The 18,149-nt window shown below is 46.8% G+C and carries 15 protein-coding genes; all 15 read right to left on the reverse strand.

From position 1 onward, the window contains the following. Positions 1-126: 126 nt before the first annotated feature. Entirely contained in the window at positions 127-942 is an 816-nt protein-coding gene (locus BFV65_RS13445; protein WP_069596754.1) for a glycosyltransferase, read from the reverse strand. Next, positions 935-1,801 (reverse strand): beta-1,6-N-acetylglucosaminyltransferase, encoded by an 867-nt coding sequence (locus tag BFV65_RS13450; RefSeq protein ID WP_069596755.1) that lies wholly within the window; start codon positions 1,799-1,801, stop codon positions 935-937. Before BFV65_RS13450 ends, BFV65_RS13445 begins: the two co-directional genes overlap by 8 nt. An 11-nt stretch (positions 1,802-1,812) precedes the next feature. Further along, positions 1,813-2,694, reverse strand: coding sequence for a glycosyltransferase family 2 protein (locus BFV65_RS13455; RefSeq protein WP_069597108.1), 882 nt, complete (start codon positions 2,692-2,694; stop codon positions 1,813-1,815). After that, positions 2,669-3,844 carry an O-antigen ligase family protein gene (locus BFV65_RS22515; RefSeq protein ID WP_081330553.1) on the reverse strand — a complete coding sequence of 392 codons (1,176 nt, stop codon included), beginning with the start codon at positions 3,842-3,844 and terminating at the stop codon, positions 2,669-2,671. Before BFV65_RS22515 ends, BFV65_RS13455 begins: the two co-directional genes overlap by 26 nt. Further along, entirely contained in the window at positions 3,825-5,096 is a 1,272-nt protein-coding gene (locus tag BFV65_RS13460; protein WP_069596756.1) for an oligosaccharide flippase family protein, read from the reverse strand. The genes BFV65_RS22515 and BFV65_RS13460 overlap by 20 nt, the downstream gene beginning before the upstream one ends. A 2-nt stretch (positions 5,097-5,098) precedes the next feature. Further along, entirely contained in the window at positions 5,099-5,842 is a 744-nt protein-coding gene (locus BFV65_RS13465; protein WP_069596757.1) for a glycosyltransferase, read from the reverse strand. A gap of 209 nt (positions 5,843-6,051) precedes the next feature. Next, positions 6,052-6,945: a GalU regulator GalF gene (gene galF / locus BFV65_RS13470; RefSeq protein ID WP_069596758.1), complete on the reverse strand. Its 894-nt coding sequence runs from the start codon at positions 6,943-6,945 to the stop codon at positions 6,052-6,054. Between the two features lie 215 nt (positions 6,946-7,160). Next, positions 7,161-8,156, reverse strand: coding sequence for an NAD-dependent epimerase/dehydratase family protein (locus BFV65_RS13475; RefSeq protein WP_069596759.1), 996 nt, complete (start codon positions 8,154-8,156; stop codon positions 7,161-7,163). A 189-nt stretch (positions 8,157-8,345) separates the two neighbouring features. Further along, entirely contained in the window at positions 8,346-9,737 is a 1,392-nt protein-coding gene (gene wcaM, locus BFV65_RS13480) for a colanic acid biosynthesis protein WcaM (RefSeq protein ID WP_063146250.1), read from the reverse strand. A 12-nt stretch (positions 9,738-9,749) separates the two neighbouring features. Beyond that, entirely contained in the window at positions 9,750-10,970 is a 1,221-nt protein-coding gene (gene wcaL / locus BFV65_RS13485) for a colanic acid biosynthesis glycosyltransferase WcaL (RefSeq protein ID WP_069596760.1), read from the reverse strand. Continuing rightward, positions 10,967-12,247 carry a colanic acid biosynthesis pyruvyl transferase WcaK gene (gene wcaK / locus BFV65_RS13490; protein WP_022648628.1) on the reverse strand — a complete coding sequence of 427 codons (1,281 nt, stop codon included), beginning with the start codon at positions 12,245-12,247 and terminating at the stop codon, positions 10,967-10,969. The genes wcaL and wcaK overlap by 4 nt, the downstream gene beginning before the upstream one ends. A gap of 15 nt (positions 12,248-12,262) precedes the next feature. Continuing rightward, positions 12,263-13,741, reverse strand: a complete 1,479-nt coding sequence (wzxC, locus tag BFV65_RS13495; RefSeq protein ID WP_069596761.1) for a colanic acid undecaprenyl disphosphate flippase WzxC — start codon at positions 13,739-13,741, stop codon at positions 12,263-12,265. A 1-nt stretch (position 13,742) separates the two neighbouring features. Continuing rightward, the gene (gene wcaJ, locus BFV65_RS13500; RefSeq protein ID WP_023300544.1) at positions 13,743-15,137 is read right to left on the reverse strand and encodes an undecaprenyl-phosphate glucose phosphotransferase; all 1,395 of its coding nucleotides are present in this window, start codon (positions 15,135-15,137) and stop codon (positions 13,743-13,745) included. A 95-nt stretch (positions 15,138-15,232) separates the two neighbouring features. Next, positions 15,233-16,603 carry a colanic acid biosynthesis phosphomannomutase CpsG gene (gene cpsG, locus BFV65_RS13505; RefSeq protein WP_022648631.1) on the reverse strand — a complete coding sequence of 457 codons (1,371 nt, stop codon included), beginning with the start codon at positions 16,601-16,603 and terminating at the stop codon, positions 15,233-15,235. Positions 16,604-16,711: 108 nt separating this feature from the next. Further along, the gene (cpsB, locus tag BFV65_RS13510) at positions 16,712-18,148 is read right to left on the reverse strand and encodes a mannose-1-phosphate guanyltransferase (RefSeq protein ID WP_063137677.1); all 1,437 of its coding nucleotides are present in this window, start codon (positions 18,146-18,148) and stop codon (positions 16,712-16,714) included. Between the last annotated feature and the right edge of the window lies 1 nt (position 18,149).

Below are 18,149 nucleotides of genomic sequence, written 5' to 3' on the forward strand. Positions count from 1 at the left end.
AGTGCTCCTGTCAGGTGATTCGCTGTAACTACTGCATTAAAATGAAACTCATAGCATATAAATTAATTAATTTCGTAGTGTCAATCAAGAACTTCTTGAGTCTCTTTGTAAAAATAATATTTCCCATTATTTGGTGGCACGCATATATGAATAAATATCCCTAAGAATACTTAATGGTAAAAGACGAACAAAGACCCTTAACGCCAAGGTAATTAAACCATTATACCATCGAACAATTTTCAGTTTATTTTTTAAATGAAAAAGTTGAATTTCACTTTTTATATAGGCAGTTCCCTTACGCCTTTTAATCATTCCGTCCCCACCGCGTACCTTAACTAAAACATCCGATAAGTTCTGGACTATTCTTCCACTCGCCAATACTCTTAACCAAAGATTGTAGTCTTCCATAAACAAATGATGTTGGTAACCACCTACTTCTTGTATTATTGATTTTTTAAACATAACCGTCATATGATTAAAGGGATTCCTTTTCTTAGCAAAAGCTAATATATCTGCATAATTTTCCGGAGTTTTCCTTATGCCTTTAACAATAGTCATGGATTCGTCGTATTCTTCTATGGCACCGCCTAATAATTGCAGATTAACATTTTCATTAAATTTACTTAATTGCAATGAAAAACGGTTTTGTTCGCATATATCATCGGTGTCCATGCGAGCCACTAGGTCATTAGAACAATATTGCAAACCAATATTCAATGCAGAACCGAGACCAACATTTTCTTTGATATTTACTGTCTTAATAGGTAATTTTTCACTCCACATTGCAATTTCATTATTTAACTTATCTGAAATCGGTCCATCGATCACGATAATTATTTCATTTGCAGGAGAAGTTTGTTTTGCGAGGCTATCTAGACAACTTCTTAAATATTCTACTTTCTCGCGACTATAGATAGACATTAAGACAGAAAAATCAGTCATTCACAAAGTCCTTACCATTTATTTCATGATGCTTATTGAGAAAAATTATAAGCTCTTCTTCATTCATCGAAAACTTTCTCCCCCAAAACCTATCCAAAGGGAAGTCCTCATCATGTTTCAAATATAGTGGATTTTTAGAGCCAGTCCATTTTATATAAAACAAATTGTCGGAAACTATTTCTTTCTTCCAAATTGAATTAGCAATAAGCGTATGAAAAAAAACCTCATCAGCACATACGCTTTTATCCATTTTACTTATTTTTTTGTCGATATTACTGTTGAGTAACCAAGAAACGGTTTCTCTCTTTAATGTAAACCAAGGAGAGCCTTTATAAATTTTCTGACCATGAAAAGTAGTATTTTTTATACCAAAAAAGGCTAATAAAAAACCTAAAAAGAGAGATAACTTACGTATTAAAACTTTCTTAGAAAAGATTGAGGAATTAACAAATAAGTTTAAGTTCTCGACTCTAAATCTCATTTTTTCTTGATTGGAATAGCTTATTAGATTTTTGTTTTTATTATTAACTTCAGCAATAAAAAGAGATAAATTTTTCAATGGAAAGCATTCGCCACTTATATGAGTGAAATATTTATTCTCACAAATTTTGAACGACTCTTTGAGTAGTGCGTAAATGGCTTTTAGTTGAGAATAATGTCCCCAAAAAATTTTTTGCCTGTCTTCAAGAACTGTGATCTTGGTTAGTTTTTCATCCTGAACGAAATTTTTTATAGCTTGATAAATATCTTCATATTTAGCATCTACATGAATATAGACATTACCATGCTCATTTAAAAGTTTACATAATGTGGCAAACTGGACAGTAAATTTATGGGTTTGAATAAGAAAAGCATGCATAGTTTTTCTCGTTACGCGTATTTATAAAATTTTTTGATTATTTTACCAGGAATCAAACACAACACTGAGGCTTTTAAACTGAAATTGTTGATAAGTGATAAAAAACCATATTTGATCTTATCTTTTTCAGAACTAGATGAAGCTGAAATGGCCACTCGAAGATAGATATTAGCTTTGAATGCGCGTTTAAGTTTTCCATCAATGTATTGATTATACTTATTTAAGAGGTAATTACCTGCTTCAAGATATCTACAATAATTGGAACTAATTTGTTTTCCGTCTTCATGAACAGTGTACAGAACACCATAATCATGATCATTCAAGACTTTTGACAAGGAAGACATTCGAATCCAAAGGTCGTAATCTTGCAGACATTTAAGATTAACATCAAACCGCCCCGCGCTTTCAAATATCTCTTTTCGAATTAGTGCACGAGACGTCGAACCGATCAGATTACCTGATTTTAGGAGGTCTGATTGTGTAACAACATCTGATTTGCACTTAACTTTCCTAGAAATTTTTGTCAGGTTCTTACTGCTAACAATATCAACACCTGTAAAAACTATGCCGACATCTGGATTTTTGTTTATCAAATCGAGCCTTTTTTTAAAGGTATGAGGATAAAAGGCATCATCATCATCTAATAAAAAAATTAAATTTGTTTCGGCCGTATCGATACCAAGATTTCTGGAATAGTTGGCACCTTTAGAAGCTTTGTTATTTATTATAATATATTTTATAGAAGTAGGTGGCAGGTCTTGTTCAGCAATCTCTATACCACCATCATTAACAATTACAATATCATATGGTAAGATACTAGAATTAACGATACTTTGAACAGCTCTTAATAAGTATGATTTTCTATCTTTAGTGGTTATTACAACAGTAAACATTTTCTTTAATCTCATTTTTTTCAGTAGTTAAAGCATTATAACTGACCACACCTAAAAGAAAAAATACTACACTACTACTCGCAAAATCATTCGAAATCATCCAACTCATAAATGAATAGCAAAACAAAACAATTGCGAACAAACTAAATTCACAGTAATTTCTCTTACATTTGTTTATAGCCTTAGATAGTATATAAACAATGTAAAACATAAATAAAAAACAACCAATCAAGCCAGAATTTAATGCAATTTCAAGTAAAATATTATGTGGATAAGGTTCAGTTATATAGTTCGTGTAATTACCATAGCCTATACCAAATGGATTGTCTAAAATAATCTTAATACACTGGGAGTATAGTTCGTATCTACTATCATTACTAAATTGCTCCATACTTTGCATTTTATTTATGAAATAACCACTTAGGTTATTAATTATAAACGGCAAGGATAATAAGACAATCAAACCAAATATTGATAGTAGTAATATTACTTTTTTCGCAGAAATATGTTTCCTGAAAATAACCATAAGTATAGCGCATAGTAATAGAGGTAGAAATATAGCGGTTCTACTCCCCGCAAATAAAATATTATAAAAAATAAAGAGAATTAAAAGAAGTCTTGATAAGTTACGCTCACTATTGACATTAAAACTTTTAAATAAATACCATGTTACTACAGTTGCCAAAGGCAAAGTAAAATTCAAATGATTATACTCAATACCATCGGAATAATTAATTAGTCCCATGAGATTAGCGCAAGAAAGAAGTATGGCCCATATGGTCATAAATATAACACAATATTTTTTTACAAAACTTCCACCTAGTACAATTCCAAATATAAATGCTAAGTTAACAGAAATTACGCGAATCAATGTTTCAAGAGAAAATGCTGAATTTAAAAAATAAATATATTGAATACTAAAAAAAAAGCATATGTATATAATTGCTAAAACTTTATTGAAATTTACTTTTATTCTTCTTTTAAATCCCAGAAGAAGAAGCAATAAACAACATATAAAAAATGGGACTAAGTTTATTAATGCCGATTTATATATAAATTTTAGGCTTGGATTCATCACATACGCAAAAAATGCAAAAGATGCTATTATCGCGTAAATACTATTTGTGTTATTAAAGGATTTTATTTGCATATCTCACCAAAAATACTGGATTGACTCCACGGAATAATGAAGCAATAAATGGCCAATCTTTTTTGTAAACAAAATAACCGAAATTCGCAATCATGTAACCGCTAGCAGTGCTCAGTGCTACCAAATAAATATTTTTATACACAACTACGGCGATCAATGTCAACATAACATTTATTATTGATGCAATGAAAGTTTTATTTAATTCTGCTGCATAATTGCGTTGAATTATCAGGTGTTTCCCAGAAATTGGCCCAAGAAAAACAAATATTAAGCTTGCAATATGTATTAAAAAAAGATTATAAGCTGAAGTATATTCTTCGGAAAAAAACATGTAAAAGATTTCTTTTCCAAAGAATACTGTTACAAGTACTATTAAGATATAAATAAAAGTGATACCTCCAGCTATAAAGGAAAGTAATTCATAATAATCAGCTTTATTTTGTATCCATTTTTTTGATAAATTTGCAAAAAAAGTACTAACTACTATTGCTGATATAAATACTAATGGAGTAGCTAATCTTGTTGATGCATAAAATTCCCCAGCTTCTTTATCGCCAAGTACTGCACCAATTATGATAATATCTAACTGTGTAAATAAACTAATGACTATCGTTGAAAGAGCAAGCTTATAATTTATCTTTAATAAAACTAACGATTTTTTATAATTAAAACGGAATCCTAAAAGCTTTAACTTATCAAAAAAGATAAAATACATGAAAAAGGTAAGGAAGTCAGTTAAAAAGTATGAAACAGCTACCCAAAAGACATCAAGTTTTTGAACGACACAATACAATCTGAAGCCATTTATTAATGTCAAAGAAAAGAATTTTGAAATTGCATAATCTTTAAATCTCCCCTGACCTTCAACAAAATTATAATAAATATCGAGGCTAAAGAAAAATTTCCCTAGCAAAAAAGGAATAGCAAGAATTAAAAGATTGGGCTTTATTATATAAATAAGCAAAAAAGATATAACTAAAAATACAATATAGCCACAAAAGCGAAGCGAAATACTATCCTTGAACTTTCCTGAAATTAGATTGTAATTGTTTGATCTGCTTACAAAATTTGAAAAAACTGGACCTATACCTAAAGTAGTTAAAAAACTTAACAACATGCATAAATTTATTAAAAACCCTATTTTCCCTTGTTCAGTGGGACCCAAATAATTTATAATAGCTATTCCAATTGTTAGATTTAATAAAAGCTCATATATTTTAGGCGTAAAAGACCAAAAGAACTGATATTTCATAATTAATCTCTAACTAATTTGAAAATTTTTCTAATTATTTTTAATGCTTTCTTTGGTAGTAGTTTTTTTAAGTAATAATATTTTTCATGCGGATTGTTTTTACTTAATATATGGGCATCCCATCCTATATGTTCGACAGCGCTTTCATCTAGTAACGCCATGTTCATTCCTAATCGAAGAAAATGCTCACTTATTTCTCTCTCATGGCCTATATTGGAGAAGGCTATAACTTTTTCTTTATAGTCACTCGTACGTCTAAGCCCGGGATTGAAAGAATAACCGCCCCATACTTCTTTATCCCGCCCCTTAATTTTATGGAAAATAATTTGATTCTTAGTTGAGCATTTTTCCATCAGCTCAAGAAAACAATTTACAGATACATCTTTTTCCCAGTCACGAAGCGAAACCATTGATATATCTGGATACTCCATTAGTATTTCTAAAGAATCTTCAACAAATCCATTTCTGTAGAAAAACCAATCGTCTTCGCAATGGAAAATATAATCGCTAGTTACAGTTTTATAGGCTTTGTCGATACTTTTGATTTGTCCTAGATTTTTTTCATTAATGATTATAATGAATTCGTCTCCATATTTTTTTTCGATTTCTTTGATTACGTTATTTTTACCCGAATCTTCAATTATGATTTTTTGATCAAACTTGTATTTATCACATAAGGATTTTATGGTGTGATCCAAAAGATCCAATCTTCCACAACTTGTGATGACCAAACTAACCGTATTCATTCATTCCTCACTGAATATCACACGCTACCGCCCCTGGCTTGATAGCTACCAGAGTGCGACTTACATTATAAAACTCATGCAATACATTAGATGTAGATACTAATAAATGGCCAATATGCCCATATTATACTAGGTAATAAGCCTTAAATTTTAAAAGTGAACATTTCAAAATTGACCTGTCCACTTGATGAAATTTAAACCAATGTTATTTATTCATGTAAAAGGTTTTCAATGCACTTCCTGAACTTCGCCCCTTCCTTCAGGTTACGCAGACCGTAGTTCACAAAAGCCTGCATATACCCCATTTTCTTACCGCAGTCATAGCTGTCGCCGGTCATCAGCATAGCATCAACCGACTGCTTTTTCCCCAGCTCAGCAATCGCATCGGTCAGCTGGATACGCTCCCAGGCACCCGGCTTAGTTTTTTCCAGTTCGGCCCAGATATCCGCATTCAGCACATAACGGCCGACGGCCATCAGGTCAGAGTCCAGGGTCTGCGGCTGATCGGGTTTTTCGATAAACTCAACGATCCGGCTCACCTGCCCTTCCGTCTCCAGCGGCTCTTTAGTCTGAATAACAGAGTACTCAGAGAGATCGCCCTTCATACGTTTCGCCAGCACCTGGCTGCGACCCGTCTCGTTGAAGCGTGCGACCATTGCCGCCAGGTTGTAACGCAGCGGATCGGCAGAGGCGGTATCAATGATGATATCGGGTAGAACCACGATGAACGGGTTATCACCCACCACCGGCCGCGCGCACAGAATCGAGTGGCCCAGACCCAGCGGCTGCGCCTGGCGCACGTTCATGATGGTCACGCCAGGAGGACAAATAGACTGAACTTCTGCCAGAAGCTGACGCTTAACACGCTGCTCAAGCAGCGCTTCGAGTTCATAAGAGGTGTCGAAGTGGTTCTCGACGGCGTTCTTAGAAGAGTGCGTCACCAGAACGATTTCTTTAATCCCAGCAGCAACAATCTCGTCGACGATGTATTGAATCATCGGCTTGTCAACGATCGGCAGCATCTCTTTTGGAATGGCTTTTGTGGCGGGCAACATGTGCATGCCCAGACCCGCTACCGGTATAACTGCTTTCAAATTGGTCATTTTATCTTCCACCTTAAAATGGTTGACGAAGTATAGACCTAATCAGGAAAATTGCCCGATCAAGAAGTCTACTACGCCTTATGCAAATCACGTTTCGCGCTAAAACTCACATTACTAAACATGAGTATGCATTAAGTGTGACCCAGAATTATCGGAAACCCTGTCGCGAAAATCGCAAAGCCCTTTGTTTCCGACAAATCGCAACCTTTGAGGCATTATTCAGATACAAACGTGATGTCATCTTTCTTCTCATGAACGAACTCATACTTCAGCGTACGGTCCAGACCTTGAGATAAGGTATAAGGCGCTTTAAATCCAGAGCGGTGTACCTTGGTCGCGTCAAACTGTGTAGTTGCACAGAATTTCTTCACGCGCACAGAGCTTATTGCATATTTCTTCCCGGTAACTTTGCTAAGAATGTCAAAGCAATACCCACCTAACATACCAAGCGGGTAAGGAAGATGAACAGAAGGGATTTTTTTATTGAGACTCTTCTCAACTTCTGAAACTAACTGATTCATGTTCAGGTCTGGTTTGTCTACATAGTTGTAGACATCATAACCCGGCTTAACATTGGTCAGCTTAAATTTGATAAATTCAACAATGTTACCTACATAAGCCATTGATTTATAGTTGGTTCCAGCGCCTACCATGGCGAATTTACCACCTGCAATTTGCTTAAGCAGGTTATACACGTTTCCACGGTTACGCTCACCGAAGATGACCGTAGGCCGGACAATTGTCAGGGATCGTTCCTCTGGAGCTTTATTAAACCACTCGCGCAGAACTTCTTCCGCTTGCCATTTGCTTTTGCCGTAATGGTTGAAAGGATCATGGGGATGGGATTCGTCAGGGTTCACTTTGTTAAGACCATACACAGCCACAGAACTGGTAAAAATAATGTTCTGAACGTAATTTTTTTCCATAGCAGACAATACGTTACGAGTACCCTGTACGTTTACATCGTAGTATAGCGTTGTTGGGCTAACGTCATCACGGTGCTCAGCGGCGAGCAGCACGACAGTATCAAAACCAGCAAGCGCCTGATCGAGTTGATCCTGATTACGAACATCACCGGAAACAGTAATATCCGGATAAAAATGACTTTGCTGTTTGTCGAAGTTAGTAACATCAAAATCAGTCTTGGAAATCTCGATTAAACGAGTGCCGACAAAACCAGACGCGCCAATAAACAAAACCTTATCGTTCATAATCCACTCAATGCGTTATGTGTGTTTGGCGAACCTCTGGCAATCGCTTCTTTCCCTGAGGTAGCGCTGTTGATTAAACAAAACTTGCAAAGTAATTTCACGGATTATAAACCTTAAAACCGCTGAATTCAGTAACAAATTTTTAGGGGTTACATCAGATTGAATGGCATACGCCTAAGGCTTCCACCGTCACCTGTGCGGCAGCGCAAAATTCAACCGTTCCGTATTCACCACGTGCTGATCAACGCGATCAATATCCACCGAGCTCTGCCCCTTTTCATTAACCGCTTTTATGTTCGCAAGCGACAGCAACGTCTCGTTTTTAGCCATAAACTTCCCGCGCACGTCTTTGCGCAAATCGAAGTTCATCTTCAGAGCCGGTCCCGTCGTTGACTCCTGCATCACGTTGATATTACGTAAGAAAAGGTGCTGGGGTTTGTTATGCAGCTCAAGCGTTGCCCGCTGCATCTCAACGTTGGTGATGGCAACAAACGACGTGGCATTGCCGGAGGAAATCTGTATCCCGCGCAGCTTATAGGCAAGCCGTCGGTTATCCAGGCGAATATCGTTAAGTTTGAAGTTCTGCGGTATCGACAGATAATCGCCCTTGATCACGCCATAGCCAATTAGCATTCCGGCGCTGTTGACCATATCGACATTATCAATAACGAAATTATCACAGCCATAAATAGCTACCGTCGCGTTATCAATTCCGGCCTTTTTACTGAAGTCAGGAGTAATATTGCTGGCCTTGATATTACGGATCACAAAGTGTTTACCGTTTTCAACATGCACCAGCTGCCGACAGTTGCTGCCGGTGATATTCGCCACCACGAAGTTTTTAACGGTCTGCTGTTCCGGATAATCATTGTCGTACGTACTGCCGGCCAGCCCAATGCCTATGCCCCAATTGATCTTGCCGTTGGTGCAGTTGATGTTATCGATCACGTGGTCAGAGATCAGGATGTTGCGGTCGTTAATCGCCACGTTCCACTCAATCGCGTCACCCTGCAAGTGGCTGAATTTACTGTTGGTAATGCGCGCACCGTCCACCTGATTGTGGAACCCCTGACGCAGGATCGCGTAGTTGGCCTGCGTCACGGTGATGTTATCGATGAGCAGGTTGCGCATCACTCGCCGTTTTTTACCGCCGATGTAGATCTGGGTGACGGGGCCGAAGCCGCTCATCGCCAGCCCTTTAATGACACAGTCGGAGCCACGCACGTCCAGCGTGATGTTATGCGTGCGCCCTTCTCCTTCCCCAATGACCTTGCAGCCCTCCTGAAGCACAAACCGCCCGCGCCCGTTGCCCTTCAGCGCACCGCGGATCAGCAGGGTTTTGCCATCAGGAATGAAAATGCCGGTATTGATGTTTTCACAGGTTAACCCGGCGGGAACAACAACGGTATCGCCCTCGGTAAATGCCTGCTTAAAGGCGGCGATCCAGTCGTTATTGTTGTAGCGATCGACAGAAACCGTCTTCCCGGTTGCCGCCCGCACAGCGCGGGGTGACAGCAGCGGCATGGCAGCCAGGACGGATAAAGAAGAGACAAATCGGCGTCGGGTAATCTTATTCAGCATACAACCTCAGCGTTACAGCGTTTGCAGCAGGCTCGCTAACTGGCGATTAATCACCTGCTGATTGAATTCTGCTTCAACTTTTTGCCGCGCATTTTGCAGCACAGGGATCAGCGTCTGCTGATCGATATCGCTGAACGCGGCCAGACGGTCCGCCAGCGCCAGCGCATTGTTTTCAGGAACCAGCCAGCCGGAATGCTCAGAGGTGATCAGCTCCGGGATGCCGCTGTGTAACGTCGAGACCACCGGAATGCCGACGGCCATCGCCTCCATCAGCGCCACGGGAATGCCTTCCATATCGCCGTCGGCACCGGTTACGGAAGGCAGCAGGAACACATCCGCCTCATCGAGCATGGCTTTCACTTCGTGGCTCGGCTTGAAGCCCGGCATCTCGACCACGTCTTCCAGCTGATACTGTTCAATCAGCGTGCGCAGGCGACGCTCCCACGGCCCGATACCCAGGATGCGATAGTGGAAGTCCACGCCGCGCGCCTTCAGCTGGCGACAGGCTTCGATGGCAACGTGCAGTCCTTTCTTTTCGGTCAGGCGGGCAACAGAGATAATTTGCAGCGGCTTGCCCGGCACCTTGACCGGTCGCTGGGTGAAGCGTTCCATGTCCACGCCCATGCGTGAAACGGCGATTTTCTCGCTCGGGCACCCCATGTTTTTCAGGCGTCCGGCCCACAGGTTGCTTATCGGCAGCATCATGTCGCCACGGCGAAACAGCTGCTGATATTCCGGCGTGTAGTGGTTCAGCACTTCCCGACTGGAGATATCGATACCGTGGAAAATGGTGGCGATTTTGCCGTCAATCACCCCCAGCTCACGCAGTTTTGCCGCCGTAACGCCAGCCGGGCCAAAGTGAGCGATAAAGACATCGGCCCGGTACGGCTGGGCCGTTTGCCCGCAAATGGCGGATAAGATCAGGTTGCGGGCCTCCGCCCCATAGCGCGACATATTCAGCGCCCGCCACGTCGAGGCGCGATGCAGGCCGCGCAGCGTCTGTCCGGCGCGATGGCGCAGTTTGTTCATCCGTCCGGCGGGTTCGTCCTGCAACCAGCGGGTTTTCGCCTCCAGCCCATACTGGGTATACGCCGCATGGGTGTTTTGCGTATCGCCCTTTTGCAGGGCGATAATCTCCACGTCATACCCCATATCGATAAACGCGGTGATTTGGTTCAGCACAAAGGTTTCAGACGACAGCGGAAATTTCAGTAAGAAGAAACCAACCTTCATTTCCCCTCCCGGACGCGGTCGAGTACGGATTTCACCATGCCAATACCTTTTTCGCGTTCGGCTTTTACCGCCACCGCCAGACGTTCGTTGATCGCAGGCAGCTGACCGAGCGTGTCGCCCACCATCGCACCCAGCGATCCGTCCAGCAGATGACGAATATCGACGGCCATTTCCGGCATACCGAGCTGCTGCATAATGCCTGCGGATTTGTGCTCGTAGTTGATAGCGATGGCTGGCGTGCCGAAGTTCATCGAGATAATGGCCGAGTGCAGACGCGTGCCCACGGTCAGGTCGCAGGCGGAGAGCAGCTTGCCCATCTCCAGGTCGTTCAGCTCGTCCATCACCACGTGGTAGCGGGATGGGTCGTTCACCAGGTTGCGCAGGTTGAGCGCCACCATGCGGTCATCTTTGTTGTAGCTGTCAATACCGGTACAGGTGGAGAGCGCCAGCACCTGGTAACCGCTGTCCAGCACGCGGTTCACCACCTCGGCAAAGGCTTTTTCATACGCAGCCTGAGTCGTGCCGAGGCGTTTATCGAAGGGCGCAAGTTCACGCAGGGTAATGGCGACGGTTTTCTGTTTTGCCGCCACGTCCAGCCAGTGCTGTACCGCGTAGCTGGCCTGGAAGCTGTCATCCTGATGATCCACCAGCCAGGCGGTGTCTACGCCGTGCTCCACTTTGGTGGTGTCGATTTCGCTGCGCTTCATCATGTCGAGGCTGACCGATTCGCGCAGGATCAGCGCGTCACAGTGGCCGAAGACATAGTTCGCCAGCTGGTTGAACTGCGGATCCTGGAACGGCCCGACGCTGTGGCCGATCATAAACAGCGGTTTTTTCGCCATAAAGGTGCAGAGCGCATGCTCAAATTGCGGCACGCCGTACAGGTCGACGAAGAACGAACCGCCCACCTGAATAATGGCGTCATAGCCGGACAGCAGACGCACGAAATCGGTAAAGCCCTGCGCGATGGCGATGTTGCGCAGCTTGCCGGTGTCGGTTACGCGAGAAAGCAGCACCTGATGCTGGTAGCGGCGACGCAGCACTTTCTTCACGCGCCCCATCACGCCCGCAGCGTTGTTGTGCTGTTTCATCTGGCTGTAGAGCGGGTCGCCCATCACCGGGCGGTTCAGTAACCAGGATGAGCTGACCGGATAACGGCTCATCACATCCACTTCTGTCTCAGGCTTAAGGGTGTTAATTGCATCCAATAAACCGCGCAGGATGGCGCTGTCGCCACGGTTGCCGCAGGTATGGTTGCCAAGAATAAGTAATTTCATAATGGCCTCGTAAAATTAGCCTGCGCGAAGCAGCGTTTTCATTTTTTCGTTACGGCAAAACTGGCGCTTTATCTCAACCACCAGCGCATTGCGTGACAGTACAATCATCACGCCGAATGCCAGCGCGCCTGCCGCGACCTGCACCGCAAGCAGCGCCGCCAGCGGCAGATGCCCGTTGAGCACCACGCCCAGGCCGTAGCTCACCGCAAGCGTCGGTAAGGAGAGATAGAACGGCAGCCACAGGCTGAGGATGTACTGACGGTAGCTGGAGCCCAGCACCGGTTTGATCATCACGAAGTAACTCAGCACGGTATTGACGATCTGCACCAGCAGGAAGCCGAGCGTCACGCCAATGGCACCCGCCATGTGCCCGCCCACAATAATTGCCGGAATAAACAGGAAGGTTTTAAACACGTTGAACTTGAAGCTGATATCCACGCGCGCCTTCGCCATCAGCAGAGAACCAATCGGGTTCCCCACCGAGCGCAGCAACCCCACAACGCACAGCAGTTGCAGGATTGGGATGATGCTGTTCCACTTCTCGCCAAACACCAGCGGTACGAAATTGCTGGCGACCACCATCAGCCCCAGCAGTACCGGGAAGTTGATGATCCCCACCACGGAGAGCAGCTTGTAAAAGTTCACACGCAGCTTCTCGGTATCGTCCTGAATTTTGGCGAACGCCGGGAACAGCACGCGGGTAATGATTGGGTTGAGCTTCATCGGTGGGACAACCGCGACGTTATACGCCAGGTTGTAGCCGCCCGCGACGCTCGCGCCCAGAATGCGCGCCAGCACCAGCGTAGAGAGGTTAGTATTCACATAGTTGATAATGCTGTCTGCCGTCAGCCACGCGCCGAAGCGCAGGTTGGATGAAACAGACGCCAGCGAAAAATGCAGTCCCGGGCGATAAATCTTGCGGCCAAAGAAGCCAAACAGCAGCGTGCGCACGGCAGAGTTAACGAGGTAGCCGAGAATGGCGGTCATCGCCAGCGGCCAGAAATGGGCGCTGACAACGGTGAAGGTAAAGCCCGCCAGCACGGCGCTGGTTTCAATCATGCCGATCTTGTTGAACTCCAGCTCTTTCTGCATCAGCGCGCGGAACTGCTGCCCGTGCGGGATCACCACGAAAGCAAACGACAGGGTGCGCATCAGCGGCGCCAGGTCCGGGTTATGCAGCACGCCGGCAATCACATCGCTCAGCAGGAACACCAGCACAAAGACGAAGATACCCAGCCCAACGTTCAGCCAGTAGAGGGTGGTCAGCTCAAGATGGCTGATCTCTTTGCGCTGGATAATGGAGTTGGCGATACCAAAGTCCGACAGCGTATCGGCCAGGGCGATAATCACCAGCGAGACGGTCAGCAGACCAAACTGGTGGTTATCGATAATGCGCGCCAGCACCGTCATCTGCACCAGGCCGAGGCCAATGATGACGATGGTGGTCATGGCTGACCATTTTGCGCCGCTGATGGTTTTTTCTCGTAAGCTCATCTTAGTACGCCGCTTTGTTCACGAAGCCTTTGAAAATGGTCAGAAAAACAATCTTGATATCGAACCAGAGGCTCCACTCGCGGATGTACTCCAGGTCGAACTCGATGCGTTTTTCCATTTTTTCCAGCGTGTCGGTCTCGCCGCGCCAGCCGTTAATCTGCGCCCAGCCGGTGATGCCCGGCTTCACCTTATGGCGCAGCATGTAGCCTTCAATCAGGGTGCGATACTGCTCGTTGTGGGCAACAGCGTGAGGACGCGGCCCGACGATGGACATCCCGCCGGTGAACACGTTGATGAACTGCGGCAGCTCATCGAGCGAGGTACGGCGCAGGAAGTTACCCACGCGGGTGACGCGCGGATCGTTCTGCGTCGCCTGGGTCACCACCTTGTCGTTCTCCATCACCTTCATGGAGCGGAATTTCCACACCATGATCGGCTTACCGTCCATGCCGTAGCGGGTCTGACGGAAGATGATCGGCCCTGGAGAGCTGAGCTTCACCGCCAGCGCAATGCAGCACAGCACCGGGGAGATGAGCAGCAGGATCAGGGACGAAAGTACGATATCCTCCACGCGCTTCAGCACGCGGTTAATCCCCGACAGCGGCGTGTCGTACAACGGAACAACCGGTACCCCGTTCACCTCTTCAATACGGGAGTGGAGAATATTGAAGGTAAACACGTCAGGGATGAGGATCACCGAGCAGGTGGTATCGGCCAGCTCGCGCATCAGTGTCTTGATGCGGGATTCATCTTTCATCTGCATGGCGATGTAGACGTTGTGAATTTTGCCGGCTTTCGCGTCTTCTATCAGCTGTTCGTAGCTGCCCGCCCAGTCAGATGGTACGCCGCCGGGCTTCGCGTCGTGATAAACGCCGACCACTTCAAAACCTAACCACGGCTCTTTGCGGAAGCTGTCGAGCAACACCTGTCCCACCGGCAGGTCGCCCGCCACGGCAACAAAGCGACGGTTATACCCACGGTTGCGCAGCCAGCCCGCGCCAAAGCGGATCAGCGAGCGGCAGACCACCATGCCAACGCTGGTTAACAGATACCAGCAGAGATAGGTCACAAGCCGATTATCAAAATCATGGCTGAACGCCACCAGGCCTGCGCTGAAAATCAGGCTTAAGGTCCAGTTCTGGAGCAGCAGCATCAGTTCGGTGGTCATTTTGACGCCACGCCATGAACGATAGAAATCGGTCATGCCGCCGATCATCTGAAACACCACCAGCGCAATCAACGCCATCAGCAAGTGCATGTATAAGAACGGCTGCCCGCTGACCCAACACACCGCCCACAGTCCGCCGACCATGATGGTGATATCAGAAAAACGCTGCACCATAGAGATTAACGATGCATTCGTTCTCGCTCGCTCGCGCTTTTTTAGATTTGTCATCGTTGTTCCTTTAGTTCTAAACCTTTCCCCTCGCCCCTCACCCCGGCCCTCTCCCCAAAGGGGAGAGGGTTAGGGTGAGGGGTAAGGTTTTCTTTTTACTGATTCAACAGCGCCAGAATGTCCTTCGTTCGGGCTTCCATCAGCGCGGTATCGGCGCGGGACTCAACGTTCAGGCGCACCACCGGCTCAGTGTTGGAAGAGCGCAGGTTGAAGCGCCACTGCGGGAACGCCATGCTGATACCGTCGGTACGGTCAATCTCCAGCGCATGAATGGCAAAGTGCTGTTCGACGCGGGCGATGGCCTCGGCTGGCTGTGCCAGTTTGCTGTTGATCTCCCCGCTCGCCGGGAACGCCGCCATGCGGTCGCGCACCAGTTCGCCCAGGCTCTGTCCTTTCAGGCACAGCAGCTCAGTCACCAGCAGCCACGGGATCATCCCGCTGTCGCAGTAGGCAAAATCACGGAAATAGTGGTGGGCGCTCATCTCGCCGCCGTAGATGGCGTCTTCCTCGCGCATACGCTCTTTGATAAACGCGTGGCCGGTTTTGGACATCACCGGCTCGCCGCCCGCGGCCTTCACCACGTCGACGGTGTTCCAGGAGAGGCGCGGATCATGAATGATCTTCGCCCCCGGGTTTTTCTCAAGGAACGCTTCCGCCAGCAGACCGACAATGTAATAGCCTTCGATAAACTGCCCTTTCTCGTCGAACAGGAAGCAGCGGTCGAAATCGCCGTCAAAGGCAATACCCATATCGGCGCCGTGCTCAATCACCGCGTTGCGGGTGTCGTCGCGGCACTCCGGCAGCAGCGGGTTAGGAATACCGTTCGGGAAGTTGCCGTCTGGCGTGTTGTGCACTTTGACGAAGGTCACCGGCACGTTCAGCGCCTTAAAGCGGGCTTCAAGTGCATCGACAACCGGGCCTGCCGCGCCGTTGCCGGAGTTAATCACCAGCTTCAGCGGTTTGAGGTTCGCCACGTTGATGTAGCCCAGCAGGTGGTCGATGTACTCTTTTTGCAGGTTGATCTGCTTATAGCTGCCGCGCTTCGCTTCGTTCACCGGCGGGAAGTCGTTGGCCTCGGCCAGACGCTGCACATCGCGCAGACCGGTGTCGCCGCTGATAGGACGCGCGCCCTTGCGCACCAGCTTCATGCCGTTGTAGTCCATCGGGTTATGGCTGGCCGTCACTTCGATACCGCCGTCCACGCCCAGGTGGAAGGTGGCAAAATAGATCTCTTCGGTACCGGAAAGGCCAATGTCCAGCACGTCGACGCCCGCGTCCTGTAGCCCTTTCGCCAGCGCCAGCTTCAGGGATTCGCTGGTGAGACGCACGTCGCCACCCAGCACGATAGTTTGTGGTTTCAGGTATTCGCCGTACGCGCGGCCGATGCGCCACGCAATGTCTTCGTTCAGCTCTTCGCCCAGCTTGCCGCGAATATCGTAGGCTTTAAAACAGGTTAATTTTTCCATGATGACCCCTTTTTCAGGCAACAGTTGGCCCGCCCGTTAACAGGCTTAATTGTTTTTTATTCATTCGTAGGCCGGATAAGCGAAGCGCCTTCCGGCGTTAAGACGGCGCTACACCCGCCCGTAGCGGTCCTGGAAGCGCACGATATCGTCCTCTTCCAGATACGAACCGGAACGCACCTCAATTAAGTCGAGTGGAATTTTCCCCGGGTTTTCCAGGCAGTGCGTGGCACCCAGCGGAATATAAATGGACTCGTTTTCACCGAGCAGCTTCACTTCACCGTTGATGGTCACTTTGGCGGTTCCCGCCACCACTACCCAGTGTTCGGCGCGGTGATGGTGCATCTGCACCGACAGCCCTTCACCCGGCTTCACGGTGATGCGTTTCACCTGATAGCGCTCGCCAGCGTCGATGGAGTCATATTTGCCCCACGGGCGGTAGACTTCACGGTGAATATGGTGTTCGTGGCGGCCATCGGCCTTGATCTTCTCCACCACTTTTTTAACGTCCTGCACGGCATTACGGTCGGCAATCAGCACCGCGTCTTTGGTCTGCACGACCACCAGATCTTTCACCCCTACCGTGGTGACAAGGCCAGATTCGGCGTAGACGTAGCTGTTTTCCGTTTTGTGGCTGATCACATCACCGTGATGGACGTTACCCTCCGGGGTATGCGCGCTAATCTCCCACAGTGACGACCAGGAGCCAACGTCGCTCCAGCCCGCATCCATCGGCACCACTACCGCATCTGCCGTACGTTCCATCACCGCATAGTCAATGGACTCTTCCGGACAGGCGAGGAAGGCTTCTTCGTCCACGCGGATAAAATCGAGATCCGGATCCACCACCGCCATCGCTTTTTCGCAGGCATGTAAGATATCCGGGCGATATTTTTCCAGCTCTTCCAGATAGCGACCGGCGCGGAACAGGAACATACCGCTGTTCCAGTAGTATTCACCGCTGGCCACGTAGGCCTGGGCGGTTTCCAGATTCGGTTTTTCGACAAACTGCGCCACGTCAAAGGCCACGCTGTCGCCTTCACCAGGCGTAACGCTGCCGCGGCGAATGTAGCCATAGCCGGTTTCCGGGAGATCCGGCACGATGCCGAAGGTCACCAGCTTGCCGTTCTCAGCGTAAGGAATCGCCGCGCGAACCGCGTCGCGGAAGGCGTCTTCCTGCTGAATAACGTGGTCAGCCGCCAGCACCAGCATCAGCGGGTCGCAGTCCGGGCTGCTGCGTTTTGCCGCCAGCGCCGCAAGAGCAATAGCAGGCGCGGTGTTGCGTCCGGCAGGCTCCAGAATGATATTTTCGGTCAGTTTATTCAGCTGGCGCAGCTGCTCGGCAACGATAAAGCGGTGCTGCTCGTTACAGATCACCACCGGGCTTTCACACTCCACGCCGTGCAGACGGTTAACCGTCGTTTGCAGCATGGTGAGGTCCCCCTTCAGGCACAGAAATTGTTTTGGATAAAGCACGCGGGACAGTGGCCACAACCGGCTCCCGGATCCACCCGCCATTACGACCGGATACAAAGTGGTTTGACTCATG

The sequence above is a fragment of the Enterobacter hormaechei subsp. hoffmannii genome (genome assembly GCF_001729745.1).
GTDB classification, from domain to species: Bacteria; Pseudomonadota; Gammaproteobacteria; order Enterobacterales; family Enterobacteriaceae; genus Enterobacter; species Enterobacter intestinihominis.